The 25,906-nt window shown below is 58.0% G+C and carries 22 protein-coding genes; 5 read left to right on the top strand and 17 right to left on the bottom strand.

The features are described from left to right. Positions 1 to 56: 56 nt before the first annotated feature. The 4 genes from GZH47_RS20835 to GZH47_RS20820 form a co-directional block, all read right to left on the bottom strand. On the bottom strand, positions 57 to 1,079 hold the full coding sequence (locus tag GZH47_RS20835) for an HD-GYP domain-containing protein (RefSeq protein ID WP_162642860.1): 1,023 nt from the start codon (positions 1,077 to 1,079) through the stop codon (positions 57 to 59). A 247-nt stretch (positions 1,080 to 1,326) separates the two neighbouring features. After that, positions 1,327 to 1,911, bottom strand: coding sequence for an RNA polymerase sigma factor (locus tag GZH47_RS20830; protein WP_162642857.1), 585 nt, complete (start codon positions 1,909 to 1,911; stop codon positions 1,327 to 1,329). Positions 1,912 to 2,121: 210 nt separating this feature from the next. Further along, a complete protein-coding gene (locus GZH47_RS20825; RefSeq protein ID WP_162642855.1) occupies positions 2,122 to 3,339 on the bottom strand; it encodes a copper amine oxidase N-terminal domain-containing protein in 1,218 nt (405 codons plus the stop codon). A 104-nt stretch (positions 3,340 to 3,443) separates the two neighbouring features. Beyond that, positions 3,444 to 4,058 carry a phosphatase PAP2 family protein gene (locus GZH47_RS20820; protein ID WP_162642853.1) on the bottom strand — a complete coding sequence of 205 codons (615 nt, stop codon included), beginning with the start codon at positions 4,056 to 4,058 and terminating at the stop codon, positions 3,444 to 3,446. A gap of 191 nt (positions 4,059 to 4,249) precedes the next feature. Between GZH47_RS20820 and GZH47_RS20815 the strand changes: the two genes are divergently transcribed. Beyond that, complete coding sequence (locus GZH47_RS20815; RefSeq protein ID WP_162642851.1) at positions 4,250 to 5,125, top strand: SDR family oxidoreductase; 876 nt, start codon at positions 4,250 to 4,252, stop codon at positions 5,123 to 5,125. Here GZH47_RS20815 and GZH47_RS20810 read toward each other — a convergent pair. The 3 genes from GZH47_RS20810 to GZH47_RS20800 all read right to left on the bottom strand — a co-directional run bounded on the left by GZH47_RS20810 (position 5,122) and on the right by GZH47_RS20800 (position 7,950). Beyond that, complete coding sequence (locus tag GZH47_RS20810; protein WP_162642850.1) at positions 5,122 to 5,970, bottom strand: protein phosphatase 2C domain-containing protein; 849 nt, start codon at positions 5,968 to 5,970, stop codon at positions 5,122 to 5,124. The two genes, GZH47_RS20815 and GZH47_RS20810, sit on opposite strands and share 4 nt — an antisense overlap. A 207-nt stretch (positions 5,971 to 6,177) precedes the next feature. Further along, positions 6,178 to 6,456: a DUF6171 family protein gene (locus tag GZH47_RS20805; RefSeq protein ID WP_162642848.1), complete on the bottom strand. Its 279-nt coding sequence runs from the start codon at positions 6,454 to 6,456 to the stop codon at positions 6,178 to 6,180. Positions 6,457 to 6,462: 6 nt separating this feature from the next. Beyond that, complete coding sequence (locus GZH47_RS20800) at positions 6,463 to 7,950, bottom strand: alpha-N-arabinofuranosidase (RefSeq protein ID WP_162642846.1); 1,488 nt, start codon at positions 7,948 to 7,950, stop codon at positions 6,463 to 6,465. 300 nt (positions 7,951 to 8,250) lie between these two features. Between GZH47_RS20800 and GZH47_RS20795 the strand changes: the two genes are divergently transcribed. Further along, the gene (locus GZH47_RS20795; RefSeq protein WP_162642844.1) at positions 8,251 to 9,030 is read left to right on the top strand and encodes a phytanoyl-CoA dioxygenase family protein; all 780 of its coding nucleotides are present in this window, start codon (positions 8,251 to 8,253) and stop codon (positions 9,028 to 9,030) included. A 193-nt stretch (positions 9,031 to 9,223) separates the two neighbouring features. Here GZH47_RS20795 and GZH47_RS20790 read toward each other — a convergent pair whose 3' ends face one another. Beyond that, a complete protein-coding gene (locus tag GZH47_RS20790; RefSeq protein ID WP_404823698.1) occupies positions 9,224 to 10,102 on the bottom strand; it encodes a helix-turn-helix transcriptional regulator in 879 nt (292 codons plus the stop codon). A gap of 175 nt (positions 10,103 to 10,277) precedes the next feature. Between GZH47_RS20790 and GZH47_RS20785 the strand changes: the two genes are divergently transcribed. Further along, positions 10,278 to 12,320, top strand: coding sequence for an alpha-amylase family protein (locus GZH47_RS20785; RefSeq protein ID WP_162642840.1), 2,043 nt, complete (start codon positions 10,278 to 10,280; stop codon positions 12,318 to 12,320). Between the two features lie 1,214 nt (positions 12,321 to 13,534). On the opposite strand, the gene GZH47_RS20780 is transcribed toward GZH47_RS20785, so the two are convergent. The 7 genes from GZH47_RS20780 to GZH47_RS20750 form a co-directional block, all read right to left on the bottom strand. After that, positions 13,535 to 14,479 carry an SRPBCC family protein gene (locus tag GZH47_RS20780; RefSeq protein ID WP_162642838.1) on the bottom strand — a complete coding sequence of 315 codons (945 nt, stop codon included), beginning with the start codon at positions 14,477 to 14,479 and terminating at the stop codon, positions 13,535 to 13,537. A 24-nt stretch (positions 14,480 to 14,503) separates the two neighbouring features. After that, a complete protein-coding gene (locus tag GZH47_RS20775) occupies positions 14,504 to 15,577 on the bottom strand; it encodes an ABC transporter substrate-binding protein (protein ID WP_162642836.1) in 1,074 nt (357 codons plus the stop codon). Continuing rightward, positions 15,574 to 16,404: an ABC transporter permease gene (locus GZH47_RS20770; protein WP_162642833.1), complete on the bottom strand. Its 831-nt coding sequence runs from the start codon at positions 16,402 to 16,404 to the stop codon at positions 15,574 to 15,576. The genes GZH47_RS20775 and GZH47_RS20770 overlap by 4 nt, the downstream gene beginning before the upstream one ends. Before the next feature lie 6 nt (positions 16,405 to 16,410). Beyond that, positions 16,411 to 17,250, bottom strand: a complete 840-nt coding sequence (locus GZH47_RS20765) for an ABC transporter permease (RefSeq protein WP_162642831.1) — start codon at positions 17,248 to 17,250, stop codon at positions 16,411 to 16,413. Then, positions 17,247 to 18,347 carry an ABC transporter ATP-binding protein gene (locus GZH47_RS20760; protein ID WP_162642829.1) on the bottom strand — a complete coding sequence of 367 codons (1,101 nt, stop codon included), beginning with the start codon at positions 18,345 to 18,347 and terminating at the stop codon, positions 17,247 to 17,249. The genes GZH47_RS20765 and GZH47_RS20760 overlap by 4 nt, the downstream gene beginning before the upstream one ends. Positions 18,348 to 18,483: 136 nt before the next feature. After that, on the bottom strand, positions 18,484 to 19,056 hold the full coding sequence (locus tag GZH47_RS20755) for a hypothetical protein (RefSeq protein WP_162642827.1): 573 nt from the start codon (positions 19,054 to 19,056) through the stop codon (positions 18,484 to 18,486). Further along, positions 19,053 to 19,565, bottom strand: coding sequence for a GNAT family N-acetyltransferase (locus GZH47_RS20750; protein WP_162642825.1), 513 nt, complete (start codon positions 19,563 to 19,565; stop codon positions 19,053 to 19,055). Before GZH47_RS20750 ends, GZH47_RS20755 begins: the two co-directional genes overlap by 4 nt. Before the next feature lie 246 nt (positions 19,566 to 19,811). On the opposite strand from GZH47_RS20750, the gene GZH47_RS20745 reads away from it, so the two are divergent. Further along, entirely contained in the window at positions 19,812 to 20,300 is a 489-nt protein-coding gene (locus tag GZH47_RS20745; RefSeq protein ID WP_225446149.1) for a chromate efflux transcriptional regulator ChrS, read from the top strand. 253 nt (positions 20,301 to 20,553) lie between these two features. Next, the gene (locus GZH47_RS20740) at positions 20,554 to 21,102 is read left to right on the top strand and encodes a chromate transporter (RefSeq protein WP_162642822.1); all 549 of its coding nucleotides are present in this window, start codon (positions 20,554 to 20,556) and stop codon (positions 21,100 to 21,102) included. A 151-nt stretch (positions 21,103 to 21,253) separates the two neighbouring features. On the opposite strand, the gene GZH47_RS20735 is transcribed toward GZH47_RS20740, so the two are convergent. Together GZH47_RS20735 and GZH47_RS20730 are read right to left on the bottom strand one after the other, a co-directional pair. Next, positions 21,254 to 23,914, bottom strand: a complete 2,661-nt coding sequence (locus GZH47_RS20735; RefSeq protein ID WP_162642821.1) for a carbohydrate-binding protein — start codon at positions 23,912 to 23,914, stop codon at positions 21,254 to 21,256. Between the two features lie 77 nt (positions 23,915 to 23,991). Beyond that, positions 23,992 to 25,758 (bottom strand): alpha-L-fucosidase, encoded by a 1,767-nt coding sequence (locus GZH47_RS20730; RefSeq protein ID WP_162642820.1) that lies wholly within the window; start codon positions 25,756 to 25,758, stop codon positions 23,992 to 23,994. Between the last annotated feature and the right edge of the window lie 148 nt (positions 25,759 to 25,906).

Raw genomic sequence — 25,906 nt, 5'->3', positions numbered from 1 at the left:
GAGAATGGCCGGTCGGCCTTCCCTGCTCTTCTTGTTAGCGCAGCTGCATGCAGCCGCTAGAATCCGATGATTCGTTTGATTTGAATTTGCCGATTGCTGGAGAGATCGACGAACTCTTCACCGACTTTGATGAGCGGCGCTTCGCTGTCATGCGGATTAATGAATACGATTTCGCCGATCCGCTCGTCGGTCAGCATCACTTGCTGGCCGATCAGTTTCGTCGTGATGTTCTCGAGAAACACATGCACGATTCCCGGATCCAGCTGTCCGAAGAAACCATCGCGCAGCTGGCGGACGACTTCGTAGAACGGCAGTGCTTTATGGTAAGGACGATCCGACGACATCGCATGGAAAATATCAGCCACCCCGACGATTTTGCTGAACACGTCGATCTTGTCCGAAGTCAGTCCGAGCGGGTAGCCTCTTCCGTCCTCGCGCTCATGATGCTGCAGCGCCACCAGCGCCGCGCGATAGCTGATGCCTTCGGTTTTCTTCAGCAAATCGTAACCGTAGATCGTATGTTTCTTCACCAGCTCGAACTCTTCGGGCGTCAGCTTGCCCGGCTTGTTCAAGATCTCCTCGGGGATTTTCACTTTGCCGATGTCGTGCAGCGTTGCGGCGAGAGTAAGCGCTGTCAAGTCGTCGTCGCTGAAATTCATCCATTTGCCGATCATGGTGGAGATAACGCCGACGCCGATATTGTGCTCGTACGTATAGTCTCCTTGGGCCTTGACGGCTTCGAACAGCTTGAACATGCTCGGATCGTTCGCAATGTTCTTAACGGCCGGAACGATCTCCGCCTCGAGCTCTTTTAACGGGATTTGTCCTGTGTCTTTAATGGAGGCATACATGCTTCTGGCGCGTTCCGTCAGTTTCTCGACTGCTTGGCGAGGCGTCTCGACTCTGTTCGGATTAGGATTAGACAGGACAACGTCGAGGAAGACGGATACGTCGTCGATACCGTGCTTTTCCAGCAGAATCAAATGCTCTTCCTGAAGCGTAATGCCAGCTGGAAGGATGGTGACGCCAAAAGTGTTTACCACGTCGTGCTTTGTGATTTTCCCTAAATATTGTCGCATTGCGCCCCCACCAAAATCAGACTTGTGCAATATTTCCAAGGTAAATACTAGGTGTCACCAATACAATACCATGACTAAAGGCTACTGTCCTATGGTATTGATTTACAATCTTCAAAATAGGATTCAAGTACTATTCGTTCATCGGCAGGAAGGCCTCCATTCGTAAGAGCAGCGGGACACTTTCCCCGAAAACGATGAAAAAGCCCCTTTCGCCAAAGGGGCTTTCGTCTATGCGGCTTTCGTATTCTTACCGTTCGCCCGTCATCAATGACGTCGTCCAGCGCTCCAGCGTAAAGGGATTCGGCGCGCCTTTGCGGTTCGCCGATCTGCCCCGCTTCGCCGCGCTTGCGCCATCCTGCGGACGGCCGCGTTTGCGGAGCGCGTTCTTCGAACGGTGCAGCACCATTTTGACAGCCGGAACGGTGCAATGCAGCACGTCGGCGATATCTTGATACGTGTAGTCGAACACTTCCGCCATGAGCAGCATCTCCGTCTCCCGTTCGGACAGATGCTCCGACATCCACTCCAAGATTCCCCGGACGGAGATATAATCGGGATCATGATGCGGCTGCAGCAGCGCTTCATCGAGCGGGACAGTCGTGCTGTGCCGCCTGCGGTGCGCGTCGATTTGCAAATTTCGGGCGATCTTATAGAGCAATGAACGGGGATGGCGCAGCAAACCCGTATCCCGGTAATACTTGAACGCCCGAAGAAGCGTCTCCTGCAGCAAATCCTCCGCCTCCCATTTCGAAGACGTCAAATAGCCGCAATACGTGCGCACATGTTTCAAATGCGGCTTCACGGCTTCTTCAAACTCGGTCCACGGTTCCATGCTTTCGCCCCCTCGCTGGTTTGGTTTCACGATTTCCGTTCCATGCGCTGTATCCGTTCCCTAGTCTAGCAGGCCATTATGAACATCATGTGAAAATGCAGGGGCCGAAATGAAATCCGGAAATCCGGTGCGCCGCTTAATAAGCAAAAAAGCTGCCTTTCGGCAGCTTTTCAGATGACTTCCAGTATTGCATCGTTAATCGCGTCCAGCCTATTCGAGATCGTCGCTAATCAATTCGTTCTCGTTCGATCCTGGCGTGATGAGCCATTTCCCGTCTTGTTTCACCAGCTGGTATTCCGAAACGGCGGCGTATTTCATCGGTTCTTCGTCGTTCGGGCCGAACTCGTACTGGAAAGACACCAGCACGGTCGCGCTATCGTCGCTCAGCTCGACAATCGCGGTGCGGTCGACCGTTGCTTTGAATATGAAGGTATCGTCGCTGAAAATCTGTTCCAGCGTGTCCGCATCGTCGTCGAATCCGTCATCGTTGGGATCGAGCGTTGCTTTGTAGGCAGCAAGGTCCTTGGCGTTCATTGCGGCAACCTGCGCGTTCACCGCGCCCAGCAGCGCTGTCTTATCCGCATCGGGAACCGTGATTTCCTGTGCCCACATGCCGTCCTCGTCGATCACTCGCGTGCTGTCCAGTTCGATATCGTAAACGGCCCATTTGCCGTTCGTGTCTTTGCGCAGCGTATAGTACATCTCATACTCGGATTCCGGGAAGAAACCGTCGCCGCTGATCTTCTTGTTTTGTTCCAGCGTGTAGACGACGGCTTCCGTCGACGAGTAGGTATCGATCGACATTTCCTTGTAGATCGTCTGGGTGTGGAGCTTCGCGTACTGTGCGCGAATATTCGCCTCCAGCTGTTTCTTCAGCGGCATCTGGGAATGGATCAGCGCCATGAAGGCGTCGGCATCCTGTTTGTCCTCGGCAGTCGCCAGGCCGTTCAATACCGCGAACAGTTCGGCTTGCTGCGCGGCTGTTGGGCCTTTGTCCGTAATCGTAACGGTTTTCTTCGCGCCGTCCCAGTCGACGTTCTTATCGGACAGCGTTGCAATGAAACGAACGCCCACCATCGTGCGGCCGTTCAGCAGCTTCATCTCGCCGTTAACCGGCACTTTCGCTCCGTCAACGAGCGCGCTCGTGCCTGTCGGCGTCATTTGGATGCTGCGGGAAGCCGACTTCGCATTGATCGTCTTCGTTGTTGCGTTGTAATCGATGGAATAGCCCAGCTTCGTAAAGAGCGTGCGGAATTCCACGAAGGTTTTGCCGTTCAACAATACGGGCGGAGACGGGAAAATAACCCACTCTCCGTTGAGTTTTACTTTAATGTCCGTGCTTATGCTCGCTGCGGAAGTCGTTCCCGCGAACATCGTTATCGCCATGACAAGCGTTAAAGCCAGTCCGATCCAACGTTTCATCTTCATCTGAATTCTCTCTCCCTATTACTCAAGTCGTAGTTTCCAAGCCCTCTTAGATTACCTAACATGACAGTATTTAACAATGATCCGAAAGGTTCAAATTCCGTGCGTTATCGCCGCAGGGGCGCCCATTGCCGGAACAACCGGATGCACAGCGTCACCCAGCACGCGCTGACCCAGTAGCCGGCGAGAACATCGGACGGGTAATGAACGCCGAGATAAACGCGGCTGAGGCCGATGCTTACGATCATCATGAAACTGAATGCCAGCAGCGCGATCCTCCATCCCCGATTCGGCAGATGCCTCCAAAGCAGATAGGTAACGAGAAAATAAAACGTGAACGCCGCCATCGATTGACCGCTCGGGTAACTGTAGCCCTGCTCCTCGACGATCCGGTGAATGTCCGGACGCGCGCGCCGGTAGATCGGCTTCAGCGCATCGTTCAGCAGCGTCGAGCCGAGCATGCCCCCGATAAGCAGGACGAGTTCCTTGCGATGCTTCAGCACGATATAGAGCACAACGGCAAGGACGAGCAGCGCCGGTATGATGACCGCCGACGAACCGACCTTGGCCAGTACCTTGGCAATCGCGGTCAGCGTATCGTTCTCCCAGCCTTGCACCGCATCGATGATCGAAGCGTCAAAATGCGCCAGCCTGTTGCGCGAGACGAGCATCGACAGCCCCTGAAATCCCGCAACCGCAAGCAATAATAAGATGATCCACATGATACGAACTCCCCCATTATATGAATGTTCTGTTCATTATAGCGGCTCTCGGGGGGAGTCGGCTACGGAAAAATCGGATTTCTCGCCGATTATCGCGCGTGATCCGCTTGCATGGCAGTCGCCGGTGCATCCAGGGTACACTTATGCTGAGACGGATAAATGATGGAGAAAACCCGAAGGAGGAATCTTGCATGAAGCATCAACCATTAGCCGGCCGCATTGCCGTCGTTGCCGGCGCTACCCGCGGTGCCGGACGCGGAATCGCGGTTCAATTGGGCAAGGCGGGCGCGACCGTATACGTGACCGGAAGAAGCTCGAAGCTCGGCTTGTCGGATATGGGCAGACGCGAGACGATCGAGGAAACGGCGGCGCTCGTCACGGAGGCAGGCGGCCGCGGCATTGCCGTGCGGACCGATTTCACCGTGGAAGCGGACGTCCGCGCGTTGTTTCAACAAGTGGACGAGGAGCAGGATGGCCGGCTGGATGTGCTGGTGAACGATATTTGGGGCGGCGATCCGCTCACCGTGTGGGGCCAGCCGTTCTGGGAGCATTCGCTCCATAACGGGCTGCTTGTGCAGCAGCGCGGCGTGCAGACGCATATGATGGCCAGCTATTATGCCGCGCCGCTCATGGTAAGCCGGCGGTCAGGACTTATTATTGAAATTACGGACGGCTACGATTACCGGTACCGCGGCAATTTGTATTACAGCCTGGCGAAGATCTCCGTCATTCACTTGGCGCAGGCCATGGCGGCGGACCTGGCGCCGCATAACGTGACCGCGCTGGCGCTGACGCCCGGCTTCCTCCGTTCCGAAGCCATGCTGGACCACTTCGGCGTCACGGAAGAGAACTGGCGCGAAGGCGCCGCGAAAGACGTGCATTTCCTGCAGTCGGAGACGCCTGCGTATGTCGGCCAAGCGGCAGCGGCGCTTGCCGCGGATCCGAACGTGCAGGCCAAATCGGGCAAGGCGCTGACCTCATGGGATCTGGCCGAGGAGTACGGGTACGCCGATGCCGACGGCAGCCGTCCTCACTGGGGACGTTATGCGGCCGAGCACGGCTTCTAGGTCAGCTCGATCCAGATCGCCGTTTTATCGTCGGACTTCTTCATGCGCGGATAAAGCGTGCAATCGGGGTCCGTATTCTCCAGATCCGTAAGCCATTCCAGATATCGGTCCAAACCCATATCCCTGACGAGCGCGGCGATTTCGGCCGCGCTGTCTTTGTCGGACACGCCGGGCGGCTTCGGGATGTACAAGCCGTCCGAGAACAGCAGCAGCGCGGCGGCGTTCGACGAGCTGATCCGGCCGAATTCCAAGTAGTCCGCGCACGCGGGGTCCCCGTTCAGCACGCCGTAACCGCCGGGACGGTTCGCGAGCGCCCGGCCGGCAATGAGTTGTCCCATGGTGTGCTCCCTCAGGTCGGCCGGAGCGGTCAAGCCGGCGGCGATGCCCTCGAACCAGACCGCCTTGCTGCGGTCGTCCACGTGCGCCAGCTGATCATGCGTCACGATGCGGATCGTGCCGTCGGCGTAATAGACGGCCAGCATGCAGTCGCCCAGCTGCGCGAATTCGATCCACGACGGGCCGATGCGCACGAACGCGGCGCAGGCGCTCCAAAGTTCTTCCGGCACATGCGGTGCTATGCCTGCCGCATCCATTGCCTCGCGAAGACGCGCGTTCGCCTGCAGCAGCATCTCCGGCAGCGGCTTTCCGGCCGACGCGTCGTCGCGGCAGGCAGCGGCGATGCCTTGGGCGGCCAAATAGCCTCCTGTTTCTCCACCCGGCCCGCGATACGGAGCGAAAGACGTCGCTCCATCAATGACCCCGTATAACCCGCGCCGCTCGTCGCATACGAGGGCATCCTCGTTCCATGCGCCGACGCCTTGCGCCGATCGGACTATTGCTTGCATCGAATCGCCTCCATCCGCATCTTGCCGAATTCGTTTCCGGCTCTCTCAACTCTATTACTCTCCTTCCACGATAATAGATGATTCGTGTGCAGGCAACCCCCGGCGAATCTCCTACGCAAAAATAAACCTTCACTTCCGCCAAGCCATAGCGGAAATGAAGGTTCAGATGACAGCTTCTGCCAAGCGTTCCGCTTCCGAAGCTCCCTCTCACTGCCAGCGGGAACCGCCCGGACGCGGACAATCCTTCGCAGCCAGCTTGGCGCGGACCCGGACGAAGCAGCCGCAGTGCGCGCAGGTCGAGCCGTACTGCAGCGAGGGACAGGCATCGCACTGTTCCAGGCGCGCTGCATATCCGTCGTCGCTCACGCAGTCTCCGGGATGCAGCGCCAGCTTGCCCAGCACCCGCTCGATCTGCTCGTCCGTGACGTGGACGGATGCGCTGCAGCCTTTGCAGGGCTCTTTGCCAACCGTGGACGCCTGCTGCATGGCTCGTTAACCGATGCGCAGCACGGCTACGGATGCCGGCGGGAGAACGACCTGGATCGTGCCGTCCGCCAGACGTTCCGCCCCCGAGAACGGTACCGGCTGGACGCGATCCGGTTGTTCCACCGTGTTATGCGCGTTCAGCACGTCGCCTTGCAGCAGCGTTCCGGCGATCGGCGCATCGTTCGCCGCCAGTCCGCGAAGCTCGAAGGACAGCACCGCATCCGCATCGTGGCTCAGGTTGCACAAGCTGATATGCATGCTGCCGTCTTGACCGCGCGAAGCCGAAATGCTCGTCTGCGGAATTTCCGCCCCGTCATAGGCATACGGCGCGGATTCGAAGACCAAGTCCAGCAGCTCCGCGTCATGATGCACTTTGAACATCTCGAACACATGGTACGTCGGCGTGACCGTCATTTTCCCGCCTTCCGTCAGCACGACGGCTTGCAGCACGTTCACCGTCTGGGCGATGTTCGCCATCCGCACCCGGTCGCTGTGCTTGTGGAAAATATGCAGCGTCGCGGCGGCAACGAGCGCGTCCCGCATCGTGTTCTGCTGGTATAAGAAGCCCGGGTTCGTGCCCGGCTCGACGTCGTACCAGGTGCCCCATTCGTCAACGATCAGGCTGATCCGTTTGCCGGGATCGTATTTGTCCATGATCGTCTTGTGCTTCGCGATCAGCTCGTCCATCACGAGCGATTTGCGCAGCGTCTCGAACCACGTCTTCTCGTCAAAATCCGTTGCCGAGCCTTTCGCGGCCCACACGAATGGAACCGTATAATAGTGCAGCGTCAGCGCGTCCATATACGGCGCGGCTTCGCGCATGAGCACTTCCGTCCAGTTATAGTTGAAATCGCTCGCTCCGCACGCGATTCTCGTAATCTTGTTATCGCCGTAATTGCGCACGTACGTCTGGTAGCGGCGGTACTCGTCCGCATAATACTCCGGACGCATGTTGCCGCCGCAGCCCCAGTTCTCGTTACCGACGCCGAAATAGTTGATCTTCCACGGTTTCTCGCGTCCCCCGGCCGCACGAAGCGCCGCCATCGGCGATTCGCCCTCGAACGTCATGTATTCCACCCATTCCTGCATTTCCTGCACCGTGCCGCTGCCGACATTGCCGTTGATGTACGGCTCGCAGCCGAGCAGCTCGCACAGAAGCAGGAACTCGTGCGTGCCGAAATGATTGTTCTCGACGACGCCGCCCCAATTCGTGTTCACCATCCGTTTGCGCGATTCCCGCGGACCGATGCCGTCCTTCCAGTGGTACTCGTCGGCGAAGCAGCCGCCCGGCCAGCGCAGCACCGGAATATTCAGTCCTTGAAGCGCTTGCAGAACGTCGTTGCGAATGCCTTGCGTATTGGGAATCTCGGAATCCTCGCCTACCCAGATCCCTTCGTATATACAACGTCCCAAATGCTCGGCGAAATGGCCGTAAATGTTGCGGTCGATGCTGCCGATCGGACGATCGGCGTTAATGATGGCGCGGTTAATCATGCTTGCGGTCAGCTCCTCTTTGAATAAGTATGATTAATATTTTTATTAATTAGTAAATAAAAATATGATATATACTCATTAAACAAGAAATCGGCCGATTTGACAATGCTATTCCGGCAAAAGAAATCGCGGCCCCGCACCGCAGCCAGAATCCGCTTGCCCTGGGCCCGGACATTCCGCCATGCCGGAAAAGCAAGAATTCATACTAAATGCGCAGGAATGCGCATTTATCTGTACCTTTATCGATGCTACGCTTGGCACATAGCCAAATTCCATATTTTTCAAAGGAGAGCCGCCTTCATGAATATTCAGGAGATGCTTGTCTCGCTCGGGGTACACGAGCAGACATTGAGCGAAACGGAGAAGCAAACGCTGAGCGAGCGGGGATTTATCGTCTTCGAAAGATTGATCGGCGAAGAACAGCTTGAAGCGCTGAGGGAGAGGTATGAGGCGCTCATGGCGAAATCGGCGGGAACGATTGCCCACCAGCGGGAAGCCGGAACGCGCCGGTTGTTCGATCTCGAGAATCAAGGTCCGGAATTCGACGCCATGTATGTCATGCCCAAGGTGCTTGCCGCCGTCTGGCATCTGCTCGGCCGCGATTTCCGGTTCGTTACGCTGAATGGCCGCGACGCCGTTCCCGGAGAAGGACTGCAAGCGCTGCACAGCGACTGGCCGTCGGGTCCGGACGGGCGGCTTAATGCGGTCACCTGCCTCGTCATGCTGGACGACTTCACTCCGACCAACGGCGCGACGCGCGTCGTGCCCGGCACACACCGGAGCGGCGTCAATCCCGCCTACGATTGGCCGAAAGGCAAGGCGCAGGAGGCGCATCCGGACGAAGTGCTCGTGCTCGCTCCCGCCGGATCGGTCGCCGTCATGTCCAGCCACCTGTGGCACGGCGGCACGCAGAACAGGACGGACGGTACGCGCAGGGCGCTGCATCCGTTCTACATGGGGAGAGAGCAGAAGCAGTCGGGCGCGCATCTGGATACGCGGGATTATATTCGAGTTAAAACATACAAGCGCCTCTCGCCCGCTGCGCGGTATCTGTTGAACGTGGAGTGGGATTCGATCTGAAACAGGCAGCGTGCAGAGGACGGCAATCGGCTGCCGGCGCGCGGTTGCGGCGCAGCCGGCGGGGCGATTGGCGGCGCGGTTGTAGCGCAGTCGGCTGCCGCTTGACCTCGCGGTTGCGACGCCCGACTGCGCCGCGTGTATGCGCCACTGGCGCTTGATCTCATCATCAGCCGCCGACACCGCCACTGTCCCCTTACGCTCTGGCCCGATGCATGGCCCGGTAAGCTCCCGGCGACGCTCCCATATGCTTATGGAACAGCCGGATAAAATAGTTCCCGTTCGGCTGGCCCGCCTGCTCCCCCACCTCCTGAACCGACAGGTCCGTCGTCAGCAACAGCGTGACGGCACGGTTCATTTGCAGGTGATGCATATACTGGAGCGGACTCATGCCGGTGAATTTTTTGAGGCAGCGGGAGAGGTAATCGAAGTTGTAATGCAGCGCGCCGGCCATCGCTTCAGCATCGAACGGTTCCAGCATATGCGCCTTCAAGTAATGCACGGCCCGCTCCGAAATTTGGTACGGCCGGCTGTTCAAGCCGCCGCTGATCGTCGATTGCAGCCGCTCGAACAGCTCGCCGACGAGCACGTTGAGCCGCAGCGAGTTGCGCAAGGTCAGCGTTTCGTGAAGCTCCGTCATCTCGTCCAGCAGCGGCACGAGCAGCGCGGGATCGATATTGGCATGCTTCGGCAGGTACATGTATTGATCCACCGGCGTCAGGTCCTTGTCGGTCCCTTTGCCCAGCAGCGTCGACCACATGATCGCTTCGTGCCCCTTCGTCACCGGCGGATGGGGATGGCTGAAATGCACCCAGTACAGCTCCGTCGGCTCCGTCACCGGCCGCTGCCCGAAATGCGTCCGCCCCGGTTCCAAAATAAGCAGGTCTCCCCGTTCCAATTCGTAAGCCGTATCGTCCTCCGTCATATAAAACCGTCCGCGAACGACGTACAGCATATCGTACACGCTGAACGACCGCTTGAAATGCTGCAGGCCATGCGGCCATACGGCATGTCCGATCATGAGCAGCTGGGGAAGCGGCGGAATGCGCAGCTCCAAACAATCCAACCTCGTCACCGCCTTCTATCGCAATAGTGGTGCCCGTTGCTTTTACCGTGTATTATACGGCATCGCCGGGCGGCCAACTAGTCGATATTGTGCTATTTTGGGCAGAAAACGGCGCTACCCAGCCTGCATTGCAATCCCTTACATTAAAGACAAGACATCTCTACCGAATGGGAGGAAGTTCACGATGCGTTTCCGCCAGGTCCATCTTGATTTTCATACGTCCGAGGCGATCGGCCAGATCGGCAGCCGGTTCTCCAAGGAACAGTTTCAAAGCATGCTGCGCAAAGGCCATGTCGATTCCATTACCGTATTCTCCAAATGCCATCACGGCTGGGCCTACCACCCTTCCGAAGCCAATGAAATCCATCCCGAACTGAAATTCGACCTGCTCGCCGCGATGATCAATGCCGCGCACGAGATCGGCGTCAACACGCCCGTCTACATCTCCGCGGGACTCGACGAGAAAATCACCCGCCGTCATCCGGAATGGCTGATCCGCGGCAAGAACGAAAGCACGACATGGGCGGGCGACTTCATGTCCCCGGGCTACCACCGGCTTTGCATGAACACGCCGTATCTGGATATCCTCGTCGCGCAGATCGAAGAGGTCGTGCAGAATTACGATACGAACGGCATTTTCCTCGATATCGTCGGCGTCGTTCCTTGCTATTGCCAAGCCTGCGTCGCCTCCATCCGCGCCGAAGGCGGCGATCCTCGCGACGACGACGCGATGCTTGCGCTGTGGGAGCGGACGTATGCCAACTACGCCGCGCGGACGAATGAAGCGGTGCATAAACACAACCCGGGTCTGCCCGTCTTCCATAACGGCGGGCATATCCGCCGCGGCCGGCGCGACCTGGCGCATTTCAACACCCATCTGGAGCTGGAATCGCTGCCGACGGGAGGCTGGGGCTACGATCATTTCCCGATGTCGGCGCGCTACGTGCAGACGCTCGGCATGGACTACCTCGGCATGACGGGCAAGTTCCATACTACCTGGGGCGAATTCGGGGGCTATAAGCATCCCAACGCGCTCCGCTACGAGACGGCGCTCAGCCTCGCGAACGGCGCCCGCTGCTCGATCGGCGACCAGCTCCATCCGGCGGGCGTCATGGACGAAGCGACCTATGCCCTGATCGGCGCGGCGTACAGCGAAGTGGAAGCGAAGGAAGCATGGTGCAGCGACGTCGAAGCCGCGGCGGACATCGCCCTGCTGACGATCGAAGCGCTCCATCCGGAGAAGGAAGAGCTTCACGGCCTGGCAAAAGGCAGCTCCGACGCCGGCGCCGTCCGCATGCTGCTGGAAGGCAAGTTCCTGTTCGATGTCGTGGATCGGGAAGCGGATTTCGCCAGCTACAAAGTATTGCTCCTGCCGGACCGCGCGATCGTCGACGACCGCCTGCAAGCGAAGATCGACAGCTTCCTCGCATCCGGCGGCAAGCTGCTCGCATCCGGCGAATCCGGCCTCAAGGCAGGCAGCGGCGCCCAAGGCGGCTCCGGCGGATCTGCTGCAAGCAGCGCTGGTGCTTCCGGCGAATCCGATCCGCTCGGCGGTTTTGCCTGGGATCTCGGCGCCGCGTATCTCGGCCGCTCCGCGTACAAGCCGAGCTACTTCCGGCCGGACTTCTCCGTCGCCGGCTTGCCTCCGGCATCGTTCATCATGTACGCGGATGGCCAGGAAGTGGAGCTGAGCGATGGCGGCCAACCGCTCGGAACGCGCGAAAATTCGTATTTCAACCGCGACATCTTCACGTTCTGCTCGCATCAGCATACGCCCAACACCGGCCAACCCGCGGGCCCGGGCATGACGGAAGGCAAAGACGGCATCTACATTGCCTGGAACGTCTTCGAGGACTACGCGTCCAAGGGCAGCCTCGCGCTGAAGGAAACCGTCCTCTATGCGCTGAACCGCCTGCTGCCGGAAAAGACGCTGGCGACATCGCTGCCCGCGCAGGGCATCGTTACGCTGCAGAAACAGGAAAGCCATAATCGCTGGGTGCAGCATTTGCTGTACGCAGCCCCGGTCACGCGCGGCGAAAACATCCAAATCATCGAGGATCTAACGCCGCTGTACAACACAGCGGTCACCGTGCGTGCGGATCGGCCGGTGAAGGCCGTTTATCTGGCGCCAAGCGGCGAGGCGCTTCCGTTCGAGCAATCGGGCGGCGCGGTCAGCTACGCCGTGCCGGAATTCACGTGCCATGCCATGGTCGTGCTGCAATTCTAAACGGGAGAGTACGGCCGTGGTTCCGCCAAGGAACGGCCGTGGTTCCGCCAAGGAACGGCCGTGGTTCCGCCAAGGAACGGCCCTGGTTCCGCCAAGGAACGGCCCTGGTTCCGCCAAGGATCGGCCGTGGTTCCGCCAAGGATCGGCCCCCTTGCCGGGGCCGTTAGCCAAACTGCTCACCACGACTCCGAAAACAGCCCAAGATTCTTATCAGGCAACGAGACGCTTGCCTGACTCAAGCGTAACGAACTCCAGACGCCTTATGAAGGGCTAAAATGGCAGATTCGGCGGCTAACGAACCGTACACACGTTATCTCCTGCAATATGCCGTTTATTAGGCTTATTTTCTCCTCTTGAGCATTCATAAGCGTTTCTGGATTCGTTAGAATAAGCAAGGACGCTAAAAAGCACAAATAACGCTATCCGGGTTCGTTACATGATCAAGCAACCGCCGTACGGTTGGAATTCGATGGCGGCACCGAATGTAGGCAGCTCGCATCACGGGCAACTCGCATTGCGGGCAGATCGTTATGCGGTCTGCTCGCTATGCGGACTGCTCGCATCGCGGGCAACTCCAACGCGGTCTGCTCGCTACGCGGTCTGATCGCTACGTGGTCTGCTCGCTACGCGGTCTGCTCGCTACGCGGTCTGCTCGCTACGCGAACTGCTCGCTACGCGAACTGCTCGCTACACGGACTGCTCGCTACGCGAACTGCTCGCTACACGGACTGCTCGCTACGCGAACTGCTCGCTACGCGAACTGCTCGCTACACGAACTGCTCGCTACGCGAACTGCTCGCTACACGGACTGCTCGCTATGCGGACTGCTCGCTATGCGGATTGCTCGCATCGCGGGCAACTCCAACGCAGTCTGCTCGCTACACGGACTGCTCGCTATGCGGACTGCTCGCATCGCGGGCAACTCCAACGCGGTCTGCTCGCTACGCGGTCTGCTCGCTACGCGGTCTGCTCGCTACGCGAACTGCTCGCTACGCGGACTGCTCCCATCGCAAGCGAGTACCACGCTACGCGAGCCCCTCGCTCCCATCCGTATGCAGCATCAGGCGCATACCATAAAAGGCAGGTCGGGACATCTCGTCCCGACCTGCCTTTTATTCATCGCCCGAGAGAATCGACCGGCGCGCGGCATTCGCCGACTTCCGGCAACGCCCCGCCGTATCGGCATAGTCCGATCGCCGCACGCTGCTTCAGCTTCACGCCGCTTCCGATAGCGTCTTGATATGCTGCATCACTTCCAAATGCACGTTGCGCACGATGCTCTTCGCCCACACGTTGAAGTACAGCGGCGGCTTCACTTTCAAGTCGTACCAGCTGTTGCCGATCAGCGTCGTCGTGCCGTCGCCGTTGTCCTTCAGGATGAACTGCCCCTTCTGCAGATCCAGATGCCCCATGATTTCCGGATCGTCCGGCTGCTTCGTAATGTCGAAGGTCAGCTTAACCCCCGGCTCCAGCTCCGCGATCCGCTCGTCGAATACGATGCCGTTCGAGAAGATGCATTTGCGCCATGCCCCGACGAAATCGCCCTCCGCCGTCGACTGTACCGGGCTCGGAAGGCCGATCCGAAACAGCCAATATTCCGGCTTCTCCGTAATCGGATCGAAGGCAACGACATGCTTCCATACTTCATCCGGACTGGCGTCGATGACGACGGTGTCGCTGACAAGCGTGCTGCCGCCAGGCGAAGCGGTGACGAGGTTAGCAACCAAGAGCACGCCCAATCCTGCCAGAATCGAAATATTGACCCGATGGTCGACCTTTCTGAACATGCCCCAGCCGATCAACATCCCCATCATGATGAAGAAGTAAATCAGCGGCGAGAGAATGAGTAAGCAAATATACCCTTCCCTCAAGAGCAAAGCCGCTCCCAGATTCACGACAAGCAGGTTGTACAATCCGTACAGCATATACTTCGGCGCGCCTACTTTCTCGCCCCGCAGCACATAAGCATTGACGATGCCGATGACGATCGGCACAACGATGAAATCCGCAAAGATGTAGACCCCGTTAAAATTCTCCTGCCACTTTAACGCAAGCATGCTGAGCAGCAACAGAATGACGGCGAGCCCGTTCCCGCAGGCAATACCGAGCCAAACTTTCGCCGTCCGGCTCTTCTCCTTGATGCCTGGTCCTTCTCCCATGAAAGTTCACGCCCCCAGTTTCTCTTACTTCCGGTGCATCTTGAACTCCAAGAACAGTTCGTTATAGTGAGCCAGCATCTTTTTACCCAAATTCTTGTACACTTCAAGCTTCGACGTCAGCTCCGGGGCCGGATAGAACCGTTTATCCCCCGAGATATCCTCCGGCAAGTATTCGAGCGCCTTCGCGTTCGGCGTGGCGTAGCCGACGTATTCGGCGTTCTGCGCGGCATGCTTCGGATCGAGCATGAAGTTGATGAACTTGTGCGCGCCCTCGACGTTCTTCGCCGTCTTCGGAATGACCATGTTGTCGAACCACAGGTTCGAGCCTTCCTCCGGCACGACGTAATCCAGCTTGTCGTTGGCGTCCATGATCTCCGACGCGTCGCCGGACCAGACGACGCCGACCGCCGCTTCTTCGTTCGCCAGCAGCATCTTGATCTCGTCGCCGACGATCGCCTTCACGTTCGGCGTCAGCTTGTTCAACTTCGCCTTCGCTTCCTGCAGATGGTCCTCGTTCGTATCGTTGAGCGAATAATGCAGGCTGTTCAAGCCGAACCCGATAACCTCGCGCGCGCCGTCGACGAGCAGAATCTGATTGCGCAGGCTCGGGTCCCACAGATCGTTCCAGCTCTTGAACGTGCGGCCTCCGAGCATCTCCGAGTTGTACACGATACCGACTGTTCCCCAGAAATACGGAATGGAATATTCGTTATTCGGGTCGAATGAGAGGTTCATGAACCTCGGATTAATATATTTCAAATTCGGCAGCTTAGACTTGTCGATCGGCAGCAGCAGGTTTTCTTCCTTCATTTTGCTGATCGCATATTCGGAAGGCACGCTGATGTCGAACGTCGTGCCGCCTTGTTCGATCTTCGTCATCATCGCCTCGTTGGAATCGAAGGTTTGGTAAATGACCTTGATGCCGGATTCTTTCTCGAATTCCGATATCAGATCCGGGTCGATGTAATCGCCCCAGTTATAAATCGTCAGCGTGTTCGCGCCGGAGAAGCCCTCGGACGAATTCAGCGCGGAAGCGCCGTACATTAGGGCAAATCCGAGGATGACGACAAGGAGCAGCATACGCAGCAGCTGGTTCATTCGTTCGGCACCTTCCAATCTACGGCCCGGCCTTTACGTCCCGCGCTGTTATTCTGACCGCGGCGGCTGATCATATAATACCCGACGACAAGCGCCAGCGTGAACAGGAAGATCAGCGTCGACAGCGCATTGATCGACAAGGATACGCCCTGTCTAGCTCTGGAATAGATCTCGACGGAAAGCGTCGTAAAACCATTCCCCGTGACGAAGAACGTGACTGCGAAATCGTCCAGCGAGTACGTCAGCGCCATGAAGAATCCTGCGAAAATGCCGGATTTGATAAACGGCAGCACGACTTTCCCTAGCACGTCCCATTCCGTCGCCCCAAGATCGCGCGCGGCATCCAGCAGCGTCGGGCTCATTTCCTTTAGCTTGGGCAGCACCATGATAACGACGATCGGCACGCTGAACGCGATATGCGAGATGAGCACGGACGCGAAGCCGAGCTTGATGCCGAGCATCGTGAACAGAATAAGGAACGAAGCGCCGATGATGACGTCCGGGCTGACGATCAGCACGTTGTTGAGCGACAGCAGCGCATTCTGATTTTGCAGCTTCCGCAGCCGATGGATCGCAATCGCGCCGATCACGCCGAGAATCGTCGAGATCACCGAAGAGAAGAGCGCAATGACGATCGTATTCATCAGGATGATCAGGAGCCTCGTATCCGCGAACACCTCCCGGTACCAATGCCAGGTGAAGCCCTCGAAACCGTGCATCGTCTCGCCGCTGTTGAACGAGTAGTACGCAAGGTACAGAATCGGCGCATACAGGATGATGAACACGAGCCACAGATATAAATGCGATACTTTAAACTTGGAACTCATGTCCGATCACCTCCTTGTCCGGCCGCGCGTACCGGTAAGCACCATAATAATCGCCATCGCGAGAATGAGGAACACCGCGATCGTCGCGCCCATGCCCCAGTCCTGCGTAACGAGAAAATGCTGCTCGATCGCCGTGCCTAGCGTAATGATGCGGCTTCCCGCGATGAGCCGCGTAATCATGAAGAGCGACAGCGCCGGGATGAATACCGCCTGGCAGCCGGACTTCACGCCGTTGATCGTCAGCGGGAAGATGACGCGGCGGAACGTCGTCCATGGCGAAGCGCCCAGGTCGCGCGAGGCGTCGATGAGCGACGGGTTCATTTCCTCCAGCGCATTGAACACCGGCAGAATCATGAACGGGATGAAGATGTACACCGATACGAAAATAAAACTGAAATCCGTAAACAAAATTTGCTGCTGCCCGATGCCGATTGTCTTCAGAATGGCATTGGCCGCGCCGTAGGTGCCGAACAATCCGATAAACGCATACGTCTTCAGCAGCAGGTTAATCCAGCTCGGCAGAATAATCAGGAGCAGCCATAGCTGCTTATGCTTCGTCTTCGTCAGCAGGTATGCCGCCGGATAACCGACCAGCAGCGAGAAGGCCGTAATGAGGAAGGCGTACCAGAACGAGCTGAACGTCATTTTCATATAGACGGGCGTGAAGAAATGCACATAGTTCGAGAACGTGAAGGCGCCCTCCACGTCGAACAGCGAATCGTATACGATCAAGAGGATCGGCGCGAAGACGAACAGCACCATCCAGAGCATATAGGGCACGAGATAGAGATTGCGCGAACGGGGCAGCGAACGGTTCTGCGCCAGCGCTTCCGCAGCCGGCCTCATGCGTACGCCTCCAGCCGCTTGTCGAACTCTTCTTCCGTCTCGTTAAACCGCATGACGTGAATGGCTTCGGGGTCGAACGTCAGGCCGATCGCTTCGCCGACCTCCGCCTTGCGCGTGGAGTGCACGAGCCAGCGGTTGCCCGCCTCGTCGGCGCATTGGATCTCATAGTGAACGCCGCGGAACAGCTGCGCTTCGACGCGCACCTGCAGCTTCGCTTCGCCCGCGCGCGTGATCTCGAGATCCTCGGGACGAATGACGATATCGACCGGTTCGTTCGGCTGCAGCCCTTGGTCGACGCACGTAAACGTTTTGCCCGCGAATTCAACCAGGAAGTCCGCCGTCATCCGGCCGGCCACGATATTAGACTCTCCGATGAAATCAGCCACGAAACGGTTGATCGGCTCGTCGTAAATGTCCGTCGGCGTGCCGCTTTGCTGGATTTTGCCCTCGTTCAGCACGAAGATTTCATCCGACATCGCGAGCGCTTCCTCCTGGTCGTGTGTCACGAAAATAAACGTAATGCCCAGACGCCGCTGCAAATCGCGCAGTTCCACCTGCATCTCGGTGCGAAGCTTCAGATCGAGCGCCGACAACGGCTCGTCGAGCAGAATGATTTCCGGACGGTTCACGATGGCCCGGGCGATCGCGACGCGCTGCCGCTGGCCGCCGGACATCTCCGTGATCTCCCGGTTCTCGTAGCCGGCGAGGTTGACGAAACGGAGCGCCTCCAGCACCTTCTCCTTGATGTCCGCCTGTTTCATCTTCTTGATGCGCAGGCCGAACGCGATGTTCTCGAACACGTTCAAATGCGGGAACAGGGCGTAGTCCTGAAACACCGTATTCACTTGACGCTTGTTCGCGGGCACGTGGTTGATCAGCTTGCCGTCAAAATAAATCTCGCCCTTCGTCGGTTCCGTAAAGCCCGCGATAAGGCGCAATATCGTCGTTTTGCCGCAGCCGGAAGGTCCCAGCAGCGTGTAAAATTTGCCTCGTTCGATCTCGAAGCTGACGTTCTTCAGTACGGCGTCGTCTCCTTCGTACTGTTTCGTGACGCCCCGGAAAGAGATGATCGTCCCCGGGCTCGCTTGTCCGTTCATAAACTGGCAACCCCCCCTATAAAATATCGAACAATGATGAATGGTGTAAAAAGAACCTCTATTGGATAGTATACCCATCCGGGACCAACACGATGATCTCAGTGCTCGTTAAACTCCGTGCGCGCTGCGCTTGTGCTTACGTTCCCGTTACGATTCGCCCGTCCGCATCGGCGCCTCGAACGACGAAGCTGCCGATTTCCTGTGCTTCCAGCTCCTCGACCACGATGCCGTATTGCTTCGCGACATCCAATTCGACGTACACGGACGCGTTCTTCTTCACTTCCGCACTGTCCTTCGGCGCATTCAGCCGATCGTTGCTGATGATCACTTTCCGGATGGCGGCATCCGATGACTCGGCGGCAAATACGATCTCACGCTTGCCGTCTTTGCCGCTCGCCCCCGTCGAAAACCAAGCATAACGAACACTGGACTGCCCATCCAGAGCAGCCATCTCGACGGATGTGCCCGGCTTGTGCAGGAAGCCGAATTTGTTATGCACGATCTGCACTCTGCTCTGGCTTCCGTTCGACATCATGACGATGACGTCACTGCCGAACGGCTGCTCGTACGCTTTCGTCAGCCCGTTATATACGCCTGCGCTGCGCAGCGCTTCCTTCTCCGTGAACGCATACCCCGTCTGATGGAAGGCGAAATAGGCGACCGCCACGACCAGCAGCAGGATCGCCAGTACCGCGTTTCTTCTCTTCATGCTTCAATCTCCTTCTCGTACCTCAGCTGGACAAAAGCATCCCCCCGCATAACGACGCGCTGTTGGCCGTCTGGCCGAAAGCCCCGCCGTTCGTAGAAACGCCTCGCCCCCGCGTTCTTCTCCAGCACCCACAAGCCGGCCGTCGTACAGCCCCGCTCCCGCAGCCGCTCCATTCCCCAACCCATCAGCCTCGTCCCTAACTTGTGTCCCCAGTATTCGCGCAGCAAATACAAAGCGGTGATTTCACCGTCTTCGCTCCGCGCATCGATTGGCAATCCCAGACTTATGTATCCTGCCGCCCTATTGTCGACGAGCAGCATCGCGGTATACTCCTGATTGTCTCTCAGCCGCTCCCGGCAACCGGCTTGCCGGTTCTCCGCGGTCACTTTGCTCAAGAAATCATTCGGCAGCAGTCTGCGGTAGGCATCGTGATAGCTTCTTGCCTGCAGCTCGCCGAGTTCGAACCAATCGGCCGGCAGCGCCTGCCGGATTACAGCCGCTTTCAACACGTTTACGCAGCTCCTTCTGTTGGGAATGATTTTGCGTAGGCCTTCTTTCTGTTGAATCGATTGAGGCCGCATATGCATCTAAGGCAGTTCTACAGCCCGTCTTTCACCGATTATACCAACCGTCCTACTTTTTGAAAATAAGTGAATTCGTTTCCGTTCCAATCCGAAACCGAATGAAATATTTTCATTCCGTTTCGAAATCTTTTGTGTTACGATGATTGCAAAATGAAAGCAAGAGGTGGAATCTTGTCTACTAAAACACCGCATCCGTTCACGCTGCCCGTCGTTTCGTTAGACGAAACCGACCGTAAAATTCTAACCTCGCTCCACGAGAACGCGCGCATTTCCTATACGGAGCTGGGCAAATTAGTCGGCCTATCGCGCGTCGCCGTCCAGACACGGATCGCCGCGCTGATGGACGAAGGGGTCATCGAACGTTTTACGGCCGTGATCAACCCCGCCCGCATCGGCATCGAGGTATCCGCCTTCTTCAACGTCGAGGTCGAGCCGCAATTTCTGGAGGATGTCTCCAGCAAGCTCGCGGACGAACCGGAAGTGACAAGTCTATACCATATGAGCGGACCGAGCAAGCTGCATATGCACGGCATTTTCGAGACGATTCAAGGGATGGAACGTTTCCTCGTCGAGAAGGTGTACGCGATGCCGGGGATCGTCAGCGTGGACAGCCAATTGTTGTTGAAGCGGTATAAGTCCCGTATGGGCATGAAATTGTAAAAACGTTGCCTTAGGGCATGTGACCTGCGGTCAGTATGGGTCTCCGCTCGCTGTTGTATTTCGGATATCCTCGATTAGATACGTGATTAGAGGTTGATATCCGAATACAAAGGCGAACGCTCGCGCTGCTCCGAGTTCATCTTGACCTCCGGTCACACTTTTTTACACGCTTTTACAATGGGGGAGAAGAAGAAAAGAAAAAGAAGAAACAAAGACAGCTATAAAGAAAGAAACCGAAGGGTAGGAGAAAACCATGCTGACGGAATTGTGGAAATTGTTTCTTTCTTTTGGCCGGGCGACGATGCTTGGTTATGGGGGCGGGCCTTCGATTATACCGCTCTACGAGAACGAGGTCGTGGGCCGGATGTCTTGGATGTCGACGGAGGATTTCGGGCATGCGCTGGCGTTCGGCAATTCGCTGCCGGGACCGATCGCCACGAAGCTTGCGGCTTATATCGGCTTCAAGGTAGCCGGCTGGCCGGGCGCCATTGTTGCGCTTGCCGCCGTCGTGCTGCCGACCGCGCTGCTCATGATCGTGCTCGTCGGGGTCATGAACAAATTGCAGAACAACCCGTACATTAAAGGGATGATTCGCGGCATTCAGCCTGTCATCTTCGTCATGATGGCGATGCTGGCGTACGATTTTGCCAAATACGCGATGAAGACGACGCCGGGCTTCATTACGTTCATTCCGTTTCTGCTGGCCGTGGGCTACTTCGTTCTCGTATATTACTTGAACCTGAGCGCACTGTACGGCATCATCGGCTCGCTCGTAATCGGGGCCTTGTTCCTGCGAGGATAGCTTGGCTGCGCTCCGGACTGACGCCGTAAACCAACCATGAGACCAACCAACCAACAAGAAGACCAGCATCCCGCGCATGAACATGAGCGCGGAATGCTGGTCTTTCCTTGTTATGCCCTCATGCGCCGCCTTAATCGAACAGGCGCATCCGTCAATAAACCGAGATCTTGTCGAAGTCCGGCGCCCATACGCCCGCCGCGTTCGTGTAGAATTTCAGCGTATTGCTGCCTGCGTTCAGCGATACGCTGACAGTGATCGTCCCGACGGTGCTGAAGCTGCCTGTCGGCGGGAAGCTTAACGTCACGGCCGTACCGCCGTTGACGCTCAGCAGCGCGCTGCGTGCCGACGTATCGCCGTTCAAGTACGCGATCGTCAACGTGCGCGTGCCGGCGCTGCTCATCGTCACGTTGTTGAACTGCAGCGTGCCGGCGTTGTTGCCCACGTTCTTCACGTCGCTGCCGCCCGAACATGCCGTGCACGCGCTCACGGACGCGCCGCCCGCAAGCGTGTTGCCCGTCGCCTCGGCTTCCGCATCCGTCGCGAGCAGCGTGATTTTGTCAAAGTCCGGTGCCCATACGCCCGCCGCATTCGTATAGAACTTCAGCGTGTTATTCCCCGCATTCAGCGTAATATTCACCGTGATCGTTCCGACCGTGGTGAAGCTGCCTGTCGGCGGGAAGCTCAGCGTCGTCGCCGTTCCGCCGTTGACGCTGAGCAGCGCGCTGCGCGCCGAAGCATCGCCGTTCGCGTATGCGATCGTCACCGTCCGCGTGCCGGCGCTGCCGGCATTGACGTTGTTGAATTGCAGCGTGCCGGCATTATTGCCCACGTTCTTCACGACGCTGCCGCCCGAGCAAGCCGTGCACGCGCTCACGGACGCGCCGCCGGCAAGCGTATTCGCCGAGGCTTCGGCTTCATAGCTGAGCGCAGGCGTCGAAGGCGGGGTGCTGCCTTGCACGCCGGCCGTCCAGTCCGTGCCGCCGAATTCGTAAGCGCCTTTGTCCGGCGCGGAGCCCGCATAGCCGTTCGTCCACGGCGCATGCGCCGTGCCCGCGTTAATGGCGCTCGAACCGGATGCGAGACGGAAATTATGGTTCGCCGCGTCGACGAAGTTCGAGGAAGCCGCGTTAAGCAAGTTGTTGTCCTGCGTGAATGCCGGCGTGCCCGCCATCGTCACGAGCGTCGATGGAACGTTGTACGCGGTGTTGTTGTAGATATACCGGCCGCCGTTCGTCGGCGCGTTCATGCGGAATGCCGCGTCCTGGCCGATGTTGTAGATGACGTTATGATGCGCGATCGCGTTGTCCGTGCCGTTGTCCATGTAGATCGCCGGCACGACGCCGGCCCGGGTTCCGCTCTGCCAATAGATGTCGTGGATGTAGTTGTACGCTACCGTCGAGTTCAGCAGGTCGCCTCCCAGATAGACCGGCGCGCCGTCGTCGGCGACGATGTTCGTGCGGTAGACGTCGTTATGCTCGAAATAGCCCGGCCGCGTGAAATGAATCGCCGATCTGCCCGTATTGTAGATCGTGTTGTACGTGATCGTCGTGTAATTGCGGTCGTTATAGCCGTTGTCCTCGAGCCGCACCGGCGCGTCGTAGCTGCCGTTCTGGTCGGCGTCGTGGATGTAGTTGTTCGTAATGACGTTGTTCGAGCCCTTGTCGATCAAGAAGATGTTGCCGTCGCTGAAGCCGAAATCGCCGTTCTTCACCGTGTTGTTGCTGCCCATGATATGAATGCCGTCATCCGTGACGGGATGCGTATGATACAGGCCGCGCGCGTTGTGGGAGAAGATATACGTTGCGGTCATGCCGTCGATGACGTTGTTGTCGCCGGTGATTTTCATCTCCGCGCCTGTGATGTCGATGCCCGTGAAACGGATGTTCGACTTGCCCGTCAGATCGATCGCCTGCCGCCTCGCCTTGACCTCGACCGTCTTGGTCGAAGGGCTGCCGCCGCCCGGCGCGTACAAGTACAGCTTCGATGCCGCCGAATCGTAGAACCATTCTTTCTCGGCGTCGAGCAAGCCAAGCTTTCCGGCCAGATAGTAATAATTCTTGTCCCCGCGCGTCGTATCGCCCGGATTCGTATAATCGCCCATATCGCCAGGGATGGCGAAATTCACGGTGCCGCCGCCGCTGCCCGTCACGGTCGCGCCCCAGGCCGTCCATTTCGCGGCGGAAATCGACCATACGATCGCGCCGTTATACCAGCCGGACGATTGATTCGGCATCGCGGAATCGGTAATGCTCGTCAGGCTGCCGCTTCCGATGGCCGCGCCGTCGTTCGTCATCGGGCTCGCGCCGGTCTTGTTCGGCCATCGGGCATACGTCATGTTGCTGCCGTTCACGAAGACGGCATTCTCGTCGCCCAAGCCCATCGTGAGATTCGTCGAATAAATATTCCCGCTGTAAGCGGTCCAGCTCGTAGTCACCGGATCCAGGCCGGAGATCAGCACGTCTTCGCCTTGGTACGCTTGGTAATTGATCGGACTGCCCGTCGTCCCGCTGTTGGCCGGCGTGACCGTCTCGCGGTAGGTGCCTCCTCGAATGTAGACCGTATCGCCCGCGGCCGCGACGGAAGCCGCCTTCTGGATCGTCTTGAACGGCGTGCCGAGCGAGGTGCCGTTGTTGCTGTCGCTGCCTCCCGGAGCGACGTAATAATTCGAAGCCGCATGCGCGGCTTGCGGAGCAACTACACCGGCTGAAAGCGCTGTCAATAATGCGGTGGATAAGAAAAACCCTGCAAATCGCTTGCGTTTGCCGTGCCGCTCTGCATTTCGAATTCCTTTGCTTGACCAGCCAATCTTCATAAAAACCCTCCTCAGATCGTATAAATATGCGTCCGGCAAAGGCAACGCATTGCCGGACGCCTTCATTCCCGCGCAGCTTAATGCTTCAGCAATTCCGCGCTAATCAGTTGAAACGTACCCGTCCCTCCGAAATTATTCTTCGCCGTCAACCGCAAGTACGATGCCGATACCGATGGAAACAGAATGACCTGCTTGCCGCGCTGATTGCGCAGTTCGCCGGATGCAACCGCTTCGCCCCACGTCTCTCCGTCATCGCTGACATATATCTCGTACGCCTTGATTCGCTCGCTGACCGGAGCCGCGTAACCCCCGCCTTCGCCGGCCGCGCCGGTCTCGGGCTGCACCAGGCTGATTCCCCTGAGCTCGGTCTTGTCAGCCAGGCTGAAGGTCAGCGATTGCGGCCATTGGCCCGCCATCGCGCTCCTGAAGTAGCGGTCGTAATGGCTGTCGAGCACGTTGGAAGCCGGCGCATACGGCATCTCCCATCTCGTGCTGACGGTGATCTCGTTCCGCGGCACGACGCCGACTTCGGCGGAGACGGTCAGCTTCAACACCCGATCCCCGTCCCGGTCAACCGCGTCCCACGAAGGCGAGGAGATTGTCAGCCATCCGTCCTGCTGCGAGAATGCGAGCGGCTCGGCGGTCTTCAAATCCAGCACGCGCTCCACGGCATAACCCGCGTCGGGCAGCGTCAGCTGCGAACCGCCAGGTGGCGTAAGCACGTGCAAATAGTGCACGCGTTCGCCGGGAACGAGCGTCGTCACGCCGTAAGCGCCGTCCTGCCAATACCCCGGCGGGAATCCGCCATGATCGTAGCCGCCGCCGTACGTGCCGTAAATCGATTCGGACGCCCAGGAAAGGTACTGTTCGAAATGAGCGGTGAAGCTGTTCACCACTTCCGGGAAATCGCCGCCGATCTTCGGGCCATAACCCAAATGGGCATTCCAGGACGATCCCGCGATCGTCACGATCCGTTTCACGAACTCCTGGTCGCTGGCGACATTCGCATAGTTCAACTCATAGGCGCCCCAGTCCGGCTTGCCTTCTCCAAGATAGAACCAGTCCCATTTCATCTTAAAAGCGAACTCCTTGTCATGAGGGCCTACCCACGTGCCGCTGGCATAGTCGAACTCCGGCGTGCAATCCTTGCCGAAATCCTCCAGCGCCATCGCATCCTCGTCCGCCACCGGAGCGTCGCTGAAATCGTTATTGATCAGGATCAAATCCTCGCGCCGCGCATGGAGCCGGGCGAATACGTCCTGCGCCTCCAGCTTGTCGTGGTAGCCGTCGAACCAGAAGCCGGCAACTTCCGGATAGCGGTCCAGCAGCTCGAACATGACGTCCATGCTGTAGGTCAGCCAGCCGTCGCGGGCGATAATATCGACCTGCTCGTCGCCTTTGTACGCGCGGTAGGCTTCGCGATCCAGCCATTGAATGCCGTGATGGAAGGCATGCTTCGAATCCCTGTTGATGTAGATGACGATGCGGATGCCTTCAGCCGTCGCGGCATCGATGACTTCACGCAAATAGTCGCGCTTCGTGCACGGACTGCCCGGCACGTCGGAAGGCCATATTTTCAAATAGCCCATGTCGCAGTGGAACGTTGCAAGCGTAATATATTTGGCTTTCAGACGCACTGCGGTAGTCACCCACCGCTGCGCGCTCCAGCCGTTGTCCGCGGCCGCCTGCTCGAAATCTTCGACCGTTTCATAGGCATAGGGCGTCTCGGAATCGAACGGATCCTTATCATAATCGCCGGTGCGCATGCCCCAGTGGAGGAACAATCCGATGCGCGCATCGCGGTACCATGTCCGAAGCCGTTCTTCTGTCGCTGCTGAATTCATTGCTTCATGCACCTTCCCTTAATAAACGTTTTGAATGGATAACGGATTCGCGAGGCGATACGCGAACTAGCTTGCCAGCACGCCAGCAAGCTAGGTTCACGCCTTCATTCGTTATTGCACGGTCAAGCACAATCTGATTGGTTCAGCT

The organism is Paenibacillus rhizovicinus (assembly GCF_010365285.1).
Lineage (GTDB): Bacteria > Bacillota > Bacilli > Paenibacillales > Paenibacillaceae > Paenibacillus_Z > Paenibacillus_Z rhizovicinus.
Note: the sequence above shows the minus strand (reverse complement) of the source record. Positions and strands in the feature narration are given on the sequence as shown.